Annotated in this window: 8 protein-coding genes; 4 read left to right on the forward strand and 4 right to left on the reverse strand. The window is 72.1% G+C overall.

Going from position 1 to position 12,435, the window contains the following annotated elements; translation table 11 throughout:
• Positions 1 to 45: 45 nt before the first annotated feature.
• The 3 genes from ABZV00_RS26515 to ABZV00_RS26525 are packed head-to-tail and all read right to left on the reverse strand — an operon-like array spanning position 46 to position 2,229.
• Positions 46 to 552 carry a hypothetical protein gene (locus ABZV00_RS26515; RefSeq protein ID WP_355610639.1) on the reverse strand — a complete coding sequence of 169 codons (507 nt, stop codon included), beginning with the start codon at positions 550 to 552 and terminating at the stop codon, positions 46 to 48.
• The gene (locus tag ABZV00_RS26520) at positions 549 to 1,880 is read right to left on the reverse strand and encodes a hypothetical protein (RefSeq protein ID WP_355610642.1); all 1,332 of its coding nucleotides are present in this window, start codon (positions 1,878 to 1,880) and stop codon (positions 549 to 551) included. Before ABZV00_RS26520 ends, ABZV00_RS26515 begins: the two co-directional genes overlap by 4 nt.
• Complete coding sequence (locus ABZV00_RS26525) at positions 1,822 to 2,229, reverse strand: hypothetical protein (protein WP_355610645.1); 408 nt, start codon at positions 2,227 to 2,229, stop codon at positions 1,822 to 1,824. Before ABZV00_RS26525 ends, ABZV00_RS26520 begins: the two co-directional genes overlap by 59 nt.
• On the opposite strand from ABZV00_RS26525, the gene ABZV00_RS26530 reads away from it, so the two are divergent.
• A complete protein-coding gene (locus tag ABZV00_RS26530) occupies positions 2,219 to 2,380 on the forward strand; it encodes a hypothetical protein (RefSeq protein ID WP_355610648.1) in 162 nt (53 codons plus the stop codon). The two genes, ABZV00_RS26525 and ABZV00_RS26530, sit on opposite strands and share 11 nt — an antisense overlap.
• Before the next feature lie 318 nt (positions 2,381 to 2,698).
• Complete coding sequence (locus ABZV00_RS26535; RefSeq protein ID WP_355610651.1) at positions 2,699 to 3,592, forward strand: NAD(P)-dependent oxidoreductase; 894 nt, start codon at positions 2,699 to 2,701, stop codon at positions 3,590 to 3,592.
• A gap of 6 nt (positions 3,593 to 3,598) precedes the next feature.
• Here ABZV00_RS26535 and ABZV00_RS26540 read toward each other — a convergent pair whose 3' ends face one another.
• Positions 3,599 to 4,696: a glycoside hydrolase family protein gene (locus ABZV00_RS26540; RefSeq protein ID WP_355610654.1), complete on the reverse strand. Its 1,098-nt coding sequence runs from the start codon at positions 4,694 to 4,696 to the stop codon at positions 3,599 to 3,601.
• 281 nt (positions 4,697 to 4,977) lie between these two features.
• On the opposite strand from ABZV00_RS26540, the gene ABZV00_RS26545 reads away from it, so the two are divergent.
• Both ABZV00_RS26545 and ABZV00_RS26550 read left to right on the forward strand, forming a co-directional pair.
• Complete coding sequence (locus ABZV00_RS26545) at positions 4,978 to 7,710, forward strand: family 78 glycoside hydrolase catalytic domain (RefSeq protein ID WP_355610656.1); 2,733 nt, start codon at positions 4,978 to 4,980, stop codon at positions 7,708 to 7,710.
• A gap of 63 nt (positions 7,711 to 7,773) precedes the next feature.
• A complete protein-coding gene (locus ABZV00_RS26550; RefSeq protein ID WP_355610659.1) occupies positions 7,774 to 12,420 on the forward strand; it encodes a family 78 glycoside hydrolase catalytic domain in 4,647 nt (1,548 codons plus the stop codon).
• The last annotated feature ends 15 nt before the right edge of the window (positions 12,421 to 12,435 follow it).

The raw sequence follows: 12,435 nt of genomic DNA on the forward strand, positions 1-12,435 counted from the left end.
TCCGGCGGGCACCCGAGAGTGGGTACCCGCCGGAACCTCACCTGATCAGGAACGGGTCAGCGTGTAGGTGCCGTTGCCCGCTCGGTTGACGATGATCACGCCGACGCAGCCGTCGGCTGGTGCCGTGTATGCGAGCGACTCCGGTTGGCCCGCCCCGGTCCCGGTCGCGGCCGCCGCGCTGGCCCGGTCCCGTACGTACGTGGCCGGCGCACCGGCCGTCGAGGACACCACGAACAGTTCGGCGTCCTGGCTCGGGTCGCCCGGCGTGACGGTGAATGTCACCTGCTGGCCGGCGGTGAGGCAGGAGTTCCAGATCGCGGCCACGTCACCCGTGCCCATCTGCCGCTTCGTGGTGTCGACCAGTGTCTGGCCGCTGTCGGCCAGCTCGATGGTGTACGCCCCCGTGCCGGTGACCCGGTGCACCCGCGGGTAGTAGTCGCCGAGCGGGCGCCGCCCGGCCGTGGAGTCGACCGCGACGAAGTCCGTCACGTCGACGCCGAGCAGGCTCTCCTCCAGCCGCTGGGTCTGCGCCCGGTCGTCGAAGAGCGTCACGTCGTCGTCCCGCCCGTTGGCGGGCGGACCGCGACGACCGACCATGCCTCGTGCCGCGTGTCGTACCGGAAGTTCTGGTCGTTCGGCGGCGTCGTGGCGGTCACCTCGGAACCGTCGGTCAACGCCCGGCGGAACCCGTAGTCGATCGTGTTCTGGAACAGCGATCCGAGCGCCAGGTCGCCGACCTCGTGGCCGTCCTGGCCGCGCGCCGACCAGTAGGCGGCGAAGCTGGTCACCCGGTGATCCAGGAAGGTGTCCCACACGTTCGTCAGCGTGTCGCGGTACGCGTCGGTGCCCTCGGTGCCGGTGTCCAGTAGGTCCCAGATTGCGCCGGCGACGCGGCCCTCGACCTGGTCGCCATCGTCCCAGTCGGGGGTGCCCCAGGTCGCGGTGTCGATGTTGCCGTAGCCGGGCAGGTCGGGGTTGTTCAGCACGGCGGCGCCGAACCAGTCGGCGAAGCCCTCCGACCAGGCGCAGGCCGGGCCGGACCGGCGGGTGAGGTAGTGCGTTGGGCTGCACTCCGAGCCGATCTGCGGGTAGTTGTCCTCGTAGACGTCGTCCATGACACCGTGACCGAGTTCGTGGATCACCACCCACGGATTGCCCGGGTCGGCGGCGAGCAGCCGGACCTCGTCGTCGCTGGGGTCGTAGTAGGTGCCCTCGGTCGAGCCCGGCTCCCACTCGATGTCGATGTTCTGGCAGCTCTCGTCGCGGCTGTCCCAGCAGTCGCCGGGCGTCCAGGCCAGCGCGTCGTCGGCGGTGTCGTACGCGTGGTACGCCGGCATCAACGTCGTGTCCGCGGTGTGCAGCTGTCCGTAGTCGTACGTGCGGCCGTTGCCCAGGTTGTCACGGGTGGTGCTGCGGAACGCGTACGCGTCGTCGTCCGAGTCCTCCACCTTGTACTGCGTGCCCTCGGTGACCGCCCGGACGTACACGTCCTGACCACCGCCGCCGATGCCGTCGTCGTTGTTGAAGCAGGCGCGGTAGGCGCCGGCGCCGTCGGTGAGCCCGGCCGCGAGCAGGTCGTCGCCGAAGGTGTCGTCGTCCCACACCTGGTATTGCAGGTTCTTCGACGGGTGCCAGGCGCCGTTGTTGTCGCTGTAGTTGAAGCTGCCCGTCACGCAGGTGACCTGGGCGGGCGCCGCACCGGGCGACCGGGTGTCGTCGCTGTGCGGCGTGGGCAGCCCGGCGGTGCTCGCGGGACGGTAGGGCATCGACGGGTTGGCCGGGACGACCGGCGTTCCGGCCGGAGTCTGTGCGGCCTCCGCGTCACCGTCGGCCTTGCCCAGTCGGGACTCGCGGGCCGTGGCGCCGATCGTGACCGGCACGTGGACCTCGTCGCTGCCGAGAAACGGGCCCGCCGGCGGACGTCGCCTGCACCCGCAGGACCGTGGGGCCGATGCCCGTGGCGATCAGGTCGGTCTGGTAGCGCAGGACGCGGCCGGGTGCCGCGTCGACGGTGGTGCTGAGCGCGGTGACCTCGCCCGCGTCGGACGGCACCCGGGACACGGCCCGGGCCGCGGTGAAGCCGGCCGGGGTCGCGGCCGGGCGCAGGGCCGACGGCAGCGCGACCCGCACCCGCAGGTCGTCGATCGCCACGTGGGCGTCGACGGTGACGGTGAGCCGGGCGGTCTGCCCGGTGGCCGGTGCCCGGTCGAGTGCCGCGGTGACCGTCACGCAGCGCAGCCACTCTGAGGAGGTCGGCGCGCACTGCGCGCCGGTCTTCCCCGAGGCCGGTGACGCCGGTGCGGCGGTGGCTGGTGTTCCGGCAACGGCGACGATGACCAGTGCCGCGGCGGCGTTGGAAAACCAGGCCTTCGTACGATGACGCGGTGACGTGCGGTGGTGCATGTGCCCTCCCCGTGGTCCGGCGTTGCTCCGATGGACGGGTCGCCGACGGGGTGGACAGGGTGCCGTTGGACGCCACCGAGACCGGTTGCCGCACGGCACACAGGTGCCTTGAGCAGTTCGGTCTCGATCCCCGCATCGACGAACTTCGCTAAGCTACCAATGGGTAAAGATCGGTGCTATTCGATGTCGGGCAGCTGACAGCCGGATAGTCGGTGTCTGCCGAGCGGTCCCTGTCGTCACCAGGCGGGCTGCACCCGCGTGCGAGGCGCCGCACCACGCCGGAGAAGATGTGGTCATGACCGTTTCCGCACTGCCCACGCGCGTCGTCGTCACCGGTGCCACCGGCAAGCTCGGGCGCGCCGTCGTCGCGCACCTGCGCGCCGTGGGCGTCGACGTGCTGGCGGTCGACCGTGCGGGCGGACGCGACCCCCGTGACGTCGACGGCGAGTTCCTCCTGGTCGACCTCACCGACTACGGGCAGGTGGTGGAGGCGTTCACCGGCGGCGCCGACGAGCACGCCGGCGGCGTCGACGCGATCGTGCACCTGGCGGCGGTCCCGGCGCCCGGGCTCCAGTCCAACGCGACCACCTTCGCGAACAACTCCGCCGCGACGTACAACGTCTTCGCGGCGGCCCGAGCGGCCGGGATCAAGCGGGTGGTCTGGGCGTCGAGTGAGACCGTGCTGGGGCTGCCGTTCGACACCCCGCCGCCGTACGCGCCGGTCGACGAGGAGTACGCGCCGCGACCGGAGTCGACGTACTCGCTGAACAAGGCGCTGGAGGAGGAGATGGCGCGGCAATTCTGCCGCTGGGACCCGGAGCTGGTCATGGTGGGTCTGCGGTTCTCCAACGTGATGGACGTCGAGGACTACGCACCGTTCCCCTCGTTCGACGCGGACCCGCAGCTGCGCCGATGGAACCTGTGGGGCTACATCGACGCCCGCGACGGGGCCCAGGCGGTCGAGCGGGCACTGGTCCACGACCAGCCCGGCGCTGACGTCTTCATCATCGCCAACGCCGACACGGTCATGAGCCGGTCCAGTGCCAGCCTGATGGCCGAGGTCTATCCGGCCGTCGAGGTCTGTAAGGAGTTGGGCGAGCACGAGACCCTGCTCAGCATCGACAAGGCGCGACGGGTGCTGGGTTACGAGCCGCGCCACTCGTGGCGGAACCACGTCAACCCGACGTAGCCCGGGTCAGCGCGCGGACTGGTAGGCCCGGCCGACGGCGGTCGCTGCGCTGCCGGTACGGAAGAGCCCGGTCTGGTCCTTGTCGGTGGCGGGCAGGCCGAACCAGGCGTACCGGTGCAGCCAGGTCAGCCCGCTCAGCATCCGGGTCGCCGCGGTGAGGAACGCGGCCTGCTGTGCCTGGCTCGGGAAGCGGACGCCGTTGGAGAAGTCGATCAGGGCGAACTCGGTGAGCCAGATCGGCAGCCGGTAGCGGTCGTGGACCGCCTGGAGGTACGACTTGAGCTGGTTAACGGCGTTGGCGGTGGTGAAGTCACCGCCGTACCAGTGCAGGGCGATGAAGTCGACCCGGTAGACGCGTTCCTTCGCGCCGGACATGAATCGATCCAGCCACTCGCCGGGCCGGTCCCCGCCCCAGGCCACCGCCGGGCTGCCCAGCGGGAGGCCGGTCGCCTCCAGTTGCGGCCACAGCTCCAGCGCCTGCTCCACGCTCATGTTCGCCTGGCCGCCCATGTCCGGCTCGTTGAACCCGAGCAGCTGCCGGCCGTTCTTCCTGGCCTGTTGCAGATTGTTGGCGGTGACGCTCTTCGCCCCCCAGATCATCGGGACGAACTCGCTGCCCTTCGGGGTGGTGACGCCCTGGTGGCCCACGTTCCAGGTGTAGTACCAACTGGCCGTCGAGTTGGCCAGTGCCTGGCTGACGCCGTCGAACGTCCAGACGCCGACGCCCTTCTTCTTCGAGGTCACCCCGGGCGCCGCCGGGGCGGCCGGGCGCGCGGTCGTCGGCTTCGGCGTCGGGGTGGTCGGGGTCGTCGTCGGGGTCGCAGGGGCGGCGGGGGAGGTGGCGGTGGGTGGGCTGGCCGGCGGGGTCGTGGATGCCAGGGCCTCGACCGCCTGCGTCGCGGCCGGGGCGGGTGCGGATCCGGTCGGTTGGACCACGACGAGCACCCCGATCACCAGTACGGCGACCACGGCGGCCACGGAGATCGGCCACAGCACACGCGTCGCGCCGAACGGGAGGCGGCTGCGCAGCCCGCGTCGGTGTTCCGCGTGGGCGCCCCGGGTCACCCTTCCGATGTCGGCTCCATCCTGACCGGATCCGTGCATCGTCTCGTCTCCTTCACGTGGTCACATCGCTCTGTCTGGGAGGCGGTGACGGGGGAGCCCGCCAACGCCTCCCTTAAGGAGACTGGCCGGCCGGACCGGGATAACAGTTTCAGGCGCGGCCGGAACCGACGGCAGTGAACATCTTCACTTGGCCACAACGAGCGCGTAGCCTGCCTGAAACGATTCATTGAGCGGAGGCCCGCGTGACTCGTCATATTCTCGGATTTCAGCCGGCAGCCCGACGGCGCCGAACAGCGGTGCTCCTGGCAGCGACGACGGTCGTGGCGGTCGTCCTCAGCGGAGCCCCACCTGCGCTGGCATCCCGCGGCCACGCGCCGGGCGCACCGGTCTCGCTGACGGTCGGCGACCGAAGTCGCCCGCTCAACGTCGAGGGCGTCCCGAGGTTCGGCTGGCTGCCCCGGGACGCCGATCCCGGTGAGACGCAGACCGCGTACCGGATCACCGTTACCGCGACCGGCGGCGACCGGGTCTGGGACTCCGGCAAGGTCGCGTCCGACCAGCAGTCCTACGTGGCGTACGCGGGGCCTGCCCTGCGCCCGGGCGCGGCGTACGAGTGGACGGTCCGCACCTGGGACCGCACCGACCGGCAGTCCCCGCCCGCGACCGGCGCCTTCGAGGCCGGCATCGCCGACACCCAGTGGGAGGGCGCGAGCTGGATCCGGCGCGCCACCACCGAGGCCGACGACTACACGCTGGCCCGCACCGAGGTACGCCCCAACGCCAGCCGCGTGGTCCGGGCCCGCGCCTACACGGCCGCCGACCACACTTACGAGCTTTACCTCAACGGCACCCGCGCCGACCGGGGCACCTCCTTTGCCTACCCGGGGGAGGACTACTACCAGGCCGCCGACGTCACCAGGCTGGTGAAAGCCGGCAAGCCGCTCGTGATCGGGGTGCGCTACCACTGGTACGGCAGCGGCCAGGGCCGCCCGACCGGTGCCCGTGGCCTGCTGGTGAAGCTGGTCGTCGAGCACGCCGACGGCACCCGGGAGGTGTACGGCACCGACGGCTCCTGGCGGGTCGCCCGGGACACGCAGTTCGTGGCGAACGCGGAGCGCCGCAACGGCGAGGGTGACCGGGTCGAGCGGCAGGACGCCCGCGCCGAGGTCGCCGGCTGGATGCGGCCCGGCTACGACGACAGTGCCGCTGGCTTCACCGCCGCCGAGGTGCTCGGTGCACATCCGACCGCGTCGTCTCCGCACCTGATCGGGCAGGAGACCCGGCTGACCGAGACCAGCGTTGCGCCGGTCGCGCTGCGCACCGCCGCCGACGGCACGGTGGTCGCCGACTTCGGCGTGGTCATCCCCGCCCGTCCGGTCGTCCGGTTCGACGCCGGCGTGGCCGGGCGCACCGTCGACCTACGGGCCGGCTACACCCTCACCGACACCGGCCGGGTCGTCACGTCCACCCTGGAGTCTCAGGGCACCAACATGAGCTTCCCCTACCTCCAGAAGGACGGGTCGCAGGAGTTCCGGGCCTTCACCCACCTCGGCTTCCGCTACCTGGAGATCCCCGGCGCCGGTGAGGAAATCTCGGCGCGCGACGTCTCCGCCGTCGTGGTGCACACCGACGTCCCCGCCGGTCGGGAGGCGAGCTTCACCAGCTCGAACGCGACCCTCGACGCGGTGTGGACGATGATGAAGCGGTCCGCGATCTACTCCGTGCAGGAGGCGTTCGTCGACACTCCCACCCGGGAGAAGGGCCAGTTCCTCGGCGACGCCGCGAACATCTCGTACGCCACGATGGCCGCCTTCGGCGAGCGCGACGCCACCCAGCAGGCCATCCGCGAGTTCCTCCGCTCGGCCGCCCGCTACTGGACCGCCGAGGCCGACCGTGGCCGCTACAACGCCGTCTACCCCAACGGCGACGGCAAGCGGGACATCCCCGACTACTCGCTGATGTTCGTCGACTGGGTGTGGCGGTACTGGACCGAGACCGGCGACCGGGAGTTGCTGGCCGAGGCGTACCCGGCCATCCGCGACACCGCCGAGTACGTGCTGCGCCACATCCCGGCCACCGGCCCCACGGCCGGCCTGGTCACCGACCTGTCCGGCGGGAGCGGCGCCTACCGCTACGGCATCATCGACTGGCCGGAGCCTGGCCGCTTCGGCTACGACATGACGACCGCCGCCCGGACCACCATCAACGCTCAGGGCGTCGACGTGCTGCGGACCACCGCCCGGATGGCCGAGGCCCTCGGTCGGCCCGCCGAGGAGGTGACCGCGTACGACGGGCGGGCCGCCGACCTCACCGACGCGGTCAACACCGCGCTGCGCACCGCCGACGGCAGTTATGTCGACGGGCTGTCCGCCACCGGCGAGCGCAGCGGCCACGCCGGGCAGCACGCCACGTCGTACGCCATCGCCCATGGGCTGGCCCCTCGGGTCGACCTGCCGGCGCTGGCCGACCACGTCGCGTCGATGGGCATGAAGCAGGGGCCGATGACCGCCCACTGGCTGCTGCGGGCGCTCGCCGACGCCGACCGGCCCGACGCGGTGCTGCGGCTGCTGACCAACCCGGACGACCTGGGCTGGGCGAACATCCTCGCCCAGAGCGGCACCTTCACCTGGGAGGCCTGGACCCTCGATCCCGGCAGCAACTTCAGCCAGTCTCACGGCTGGGGTGCGCAGGCGGTGGTCGACGTGCAGGAGACCCTGCTCGGCGTTCGCACCGCCAGCCCGGGAGCCGCGGTGGTCGACGTCGTCCCGCCCGCCGTCGGGCTCGACCGGGCGAGCGGCACGGTGCCGACCCAGCGCGGCCCGGTCCGTCTCGACTGGCGACGTACCGGCGCAGGCCTCCGCGTCGACCTCGACGTGCCGGTCAACGTCACCGCCCGGGTCGCGCTGCCCGTCACCCCCGGAAAGTCCTACCGGGCCGCTGGTCCGAGCAAGGCCACCTTCGTCGGGATCGAGGACGGTCGCGCCGTCTTCCAGGTGGGCTCCGGCCGGTCCAGCTTCCACCCGGTCGCCGGTCCGGCGGCCCAGCCCCGCTGACTCCCCGTTCGGGGCCGTCCATCGGCCCAGCCACCACACCACCACCAAAGGATGAGGACTGGAATGATGCGCACGACGCGGCGCCGCGCCGCACTCTCCTCGCTTCTCGTGCTACTGCTCGGCCTGACACCGATGGTGGTGCCGGGCCCAGCCGCCGCCAAGCCAGCGGCCCCAACGCTGACGGCGACCGGCCTGACCACGGAACGGGCCACCGATCCGATCGGGCTGGACGTGGCGAAGCCCCGCCTCGGCTGGCGGATCGAAGCCACCACCCGGGGCGTGGTCCAGGAGTCGTACCAGGTGCGGGTCGCCACCAGCCCGGGCCGGCTGGCTGACGCCGACGTCTGGGACAGTGGCCGGGTCCGGTCGCGGGAAAGCACCCTCGTCCCGTACGCCGGCCCGCAGCTACGACCACGGACCCGGTACGCCTGGCAGGTCCGGGTCTGGGACGCCGCCGGCCGCGCCTCCGGGTGGAGCGCGCCAGCGTCCTGGGAGACCGGCGTACGGGGTGGCGACGGCTGGCAGGCCGACTGGATCGGAATGCCGTCGCCCACCGAGTCGTGGACCGACTACACGGTGCAGACGACGGTACGGCTGGAACGCGACGCGGCCGGGATCTACCTGCGTGCCAGCGGCCCGGCGAACGCGTACATGTGGCAGTTCTCCAGCACCGGCGGCAGTGCCAAACTGCGCCCGCACGTACGGGTCAACGGCGCCTGGACCCTGCTCAAGGAGGTGCCGCTCGGCGGGGTCGTACCGGCCGACAAGCTCACCGCACCGCACACCCTGCGCATCACCGCGGCCGGTGACACCATCACCACCTGGGTCGACGGCACCCAGGTCGACGTCACCCAGAGCACCGCGCACCGGGCGGGCTCGGTCGGCCTGCGTACCAACGGGTTGGAGACCGGCGTGTTCTCCGACTTCTCGGTGACCAGCGGCAGCGAGACCCTCTTCGCGGCGCCGCTCACCGACGGCGCGAACCCGTTCGGGGCGGGCACGGCCACCGCGGGCGGCCTGCGGGTCAGCGGCGACACCGAGGCCATGCTCACCGCGTTGGACGCGAATCCGCTGCTGCGTCGGGGCTTCCGGGTCGACGGCAAGGTCGCCCGGGCCCGGATCTACGCCACCGCGTTCGGTGTCTACCAGTTGTCGCTCAACGGTCAGCGGGTCGGCGACCACGAACTGGCGCCCGGATGGACCGACTACGCCAAGCGGGTGCAGTACCAGACGTACGACGTGACCGGTCAGCTCCGCTCGGGCGACAACGCTCTCGGCGCGTTGCTCGGCGACGGCTGGTACGCCGGCAGCATCGCCTGGTTCGGCAGCGGCATCTACGGCTCCCGGCCGCACCTGAGCGCGCAACTGCTGATCGACTACACCGACGGGCGCAGCGCGACGATCGGCACCGACGGTTCGTGGCGTGCCACGGCCGGGCCGTTCGTGCAGAGCGACCTGATCCACGGTGAGACCTACGACGCGCGGCTGCTGCCGGCCGGCTGGGACCGTCCCGGGTTCGACGACTCCTCCTGGTCGCCCGCCACCGTCGACGACGTCGACGCCACCGACCGGATCGTCGCCCAGGTCGACCCGCCGGTGCGGGTCACCCAGGAGCTGCCGGCCCGGGCGCTGACCCAGCCCACCCCCGGCACCTGGATCTTCGACCTCGGCCAGAACATGGTGGGCAAGGTCCGGCTGAAGGTCGACGGCGCGGCCGGCGCCACGGTCCGCATCCGGCACGCCGAGGTGCTCAACCCGGACGGCACCGCCTACACGGCCAACCTGCGTTCGGCCCGGGCCACCGACCACTACACGCTGCGCGGCGGTGGGGCGGAGGTCTACGAGCCCACCTTCACCTTCCACGGCTTCCGCTACGTCGAGCTGACCGGCTATCCGGGCACCCCCGACCTGTCGTCGGTGACCGGCCTGGTCATGCACACCGACGGGGAGCTCACCAGCGAGTTCGAGACCTCCAACGCCATGGTGAACAAGCTGCACAGCAACATCACCTGGGGACAGCGCGGCAACTTCCTGTCCATCCCCACCGACACTCCGGCCCGGGATGAGCGGCTCGGCTGGACCGGAGACATCAACGTCTTCGCCAACACCGCGACGTTCAACATGGACAGCCTGACGTTCCTCACCAAGTGGTTGCAGGACCTGCGGGACGCACAGTCGGCCAACGGCGCCTACCCCGACGTCGCCCCCCGCGCCTGCTGCGGGGACGGCGCGACCGGATGGGCCGACGCCGGGATCACCGTGCCGCACGCGCTCTGGCAGCGCTACGGCGACACCCGGGTGGTCGAGGACCACTACGCGTCGATGGTGCGGTACGCGTCCTGGCTGGAGAGCACCAGCTCGGGCAACCTGCGCACCAACGCCGGCCCGTACCTCGACTGGCTCAACCTCGACGACCCGACGCCCGCCGGTGTCGTCGGCACCGCCTACTACGCCTACAGCATCCGGCTGTTGGCCCAGATGGCCGGCGCCCTCGGCAAGGACGCCGACGCCGCCCGGTACACGGCGTTGTCCAAGGACATCGCGCAGGCATTCGTCGATGAGTACGTCTCGGCCGACGGCACGGTGCAGGGCGACAGCCAGACCGGGTACGTACTGGCCATCGGCATGGGCCTCCTGCCGGACCCGGTGCGGGCCAAGGCCGCCGACCGGCTGGTCGCCAACGTGCAACGGCACGACTGGCACCTCTCCACCGGCTTCCTCGGCACCCCTGACCTGCTGCCGGCGCTCAGCGACACCGGGCACCTGGACGTCGCGTACCGGCTGCTGCTCAACGACACCTACCCGTCGTGGGGTTACGAGATCGCCAAGGGCGCGACCACGATCTGGGAGCGCTGGGACTCGATCAAACCCGACGGCAGCTTCGGCGACGTGGGGATGAACTCCTTCAACCACTACGCGTACGGCGCGGTGGGCGACTGGATGTACCGGACCGTGGCCGGCATCGCCCCCGACGCCGGCAACCCCGGGTACTCGCACCTCACGTTCGCCCCCCAGCCGGGTGGTGACCTCACCTCGGCCAAGGCGACGTACCGCTCGGCGTACGGGTCGATCGGCAGCGACTGGGCCCTCGACGAGCGCGGGGACATGCGGCTGCGCCTCACCCTGCCGGCGAACACCACGGCGACGGTACGCCTGCCGGCACCCGGGCGGAACGCGGTCACCGAGGGCGGCCGACCGGCTGAGCGGGCCGACGGTGTGCGGTTCGTCCGGATGGACGGCACGGTCGCCGTCTACGAGATCGGGTCCGGCAGCTACTCCTTCGCCATCGACCGGGTGCTCGGCGACCTGGGCGACGCCAACGACACGGCACGGGAGCTGGTGACACTCACCGACCAGCTCGCCGGTGAGCTGGGTCGACCGACGGCCGAGTACCTGCGGGGCCGGTTCGGCCGACTGTCCGCCGAGACGACGGCGGCGCGGACGGCGTACCTGGCGGGCAACTCCCGTTCCGCCGCCGGGGACGTGCACCGGGCCCTGGCGACCGCCGCCGACACGGCCCGGTGGCTGCGGACCCAGGTCGCGGCGGGTCGCCTCGACCAGGCCCACGCCGACCGGTTCACCGTGCTGCTCACCCGGGTCGACCAGCGGCTCTCCGCGGCGTCGTCGAGCCTGATCGGCGCCGTGGTCAAGCTCGACCTGCCGGTGGGGGAGCGGCTGCCCGGCGAGGTCGTACGCGCCACCGTCGCGGTGGCCAACGGCGGGCGGGACCCGCTGACCGGGGTGACCTCCGACCTGCGGGTGCCCGACGGCTGGACGGTGACCCCGGTCGGCAAGCGGGCCACCACGGTCGCGCCGGGCGGCACCGTCAGCCACCGCTACGACCTGCGGATCCCCGCCGGTCAGGCACCGGCGACCTGGTCCGTCGACGGCTCAGCCAGCTACCGCCACCGGGGCGGCACGGCCACCCTGCCCGTCGCGGGAACGATCGTTGTCGCGCCAGCGGTGCAGATCGTGTCGGCGGCCCCGGTCCCGGCCGACGTCACGCCGGGCGCGGCGACGACGGTCGGCACGGTGCTGCGCAACCGGGCCGGCGTGCGGGTGACGGGGCAGCTCGCCGTCACCGCGCCGGACGGCTGGCGGGTGGCACCGGCCAGCGCTGGTTACGACCTCGCCCCGGGCGCGGAGACCACCGTGTCGACCGTCCTCACCGCGCCGGTGTCGGTGACGCAGGGGCCGGTGGAGGTCACGGTGGCCACCGGCGCCACGGCGGCCGAACGGCGTGCCCTCACGGTGCCGGTCCGGTTCGACAACCCGCCGCCGGGTGCGTACGACCACGTCGACCTCGGTGACGCGACGTCCGAGCAGGCGCACCGTCTCGCGGCCTCGACCTACTCGGCCACCAGCAGCGAGGCCGGGCTGACCCGCCGGTACACCGACACGACCCGTCCCGGCGGCTGGTTCGAGTTCGACCTCGCCGTCCGGCCCGGCGAGCCGTTCGTGCTGCGGGCGATCGAGACGTACGACGGGCCGCAGTTGAAGGACTACGAGGTGGTGGTGGACGGGGTGGTGGCGCACACCCGCTCGTGGCAGCGCACGGTGGGCGGGGCTGGCACGGTCAGCTACCAGTTCGTCGTCGACCTGCCGGAGGCCACCGGCGACGGGGCCGTGCGGGTGCGGTTCCGGGACACCGGTGTCGGCTACGACCCGTCGATCGCCGACGTCTGGGCCACGGCCGTCCCGGCGGGCTGACCCAGGCGCGCGTTG

Source organism: Micromonospora sp. NPDC005173, from assembly GCF_040608515.1.
Classification (GTDB): domain Bacteria; phylum Actinomycetota; class Actinomycetes; order Mycobacteriales; family Micromonosporaceae; genus Micromonospora.

What these genes read in the sequence shown, in the direction of transcription:
- ABZV00_RS26535 (WP_355610651.1), top strand. Translation starts at nt 2,699, where the DNA reads ATGACCGTTTCCGCACTGCCCACGCGCGTCGTCGTCACCGGTGCCACC.
- ABZV00_RS26540 (WP_355610654.1), bottom strand. Translation starts at nt 4,696, where the DNA reads ATGCACGGATCCGGTCAGGATGGAGCCGACATCGGAAGGGTGACCCGG.
- ABZV00_RS26550 (WP_355610659.1), top strand. Translation starts at nt 7,774, where the DNA reads ATGATGCGCACGACGCGGCGCCGCGCCGCACTCTCCTCGCTTCTCGTG.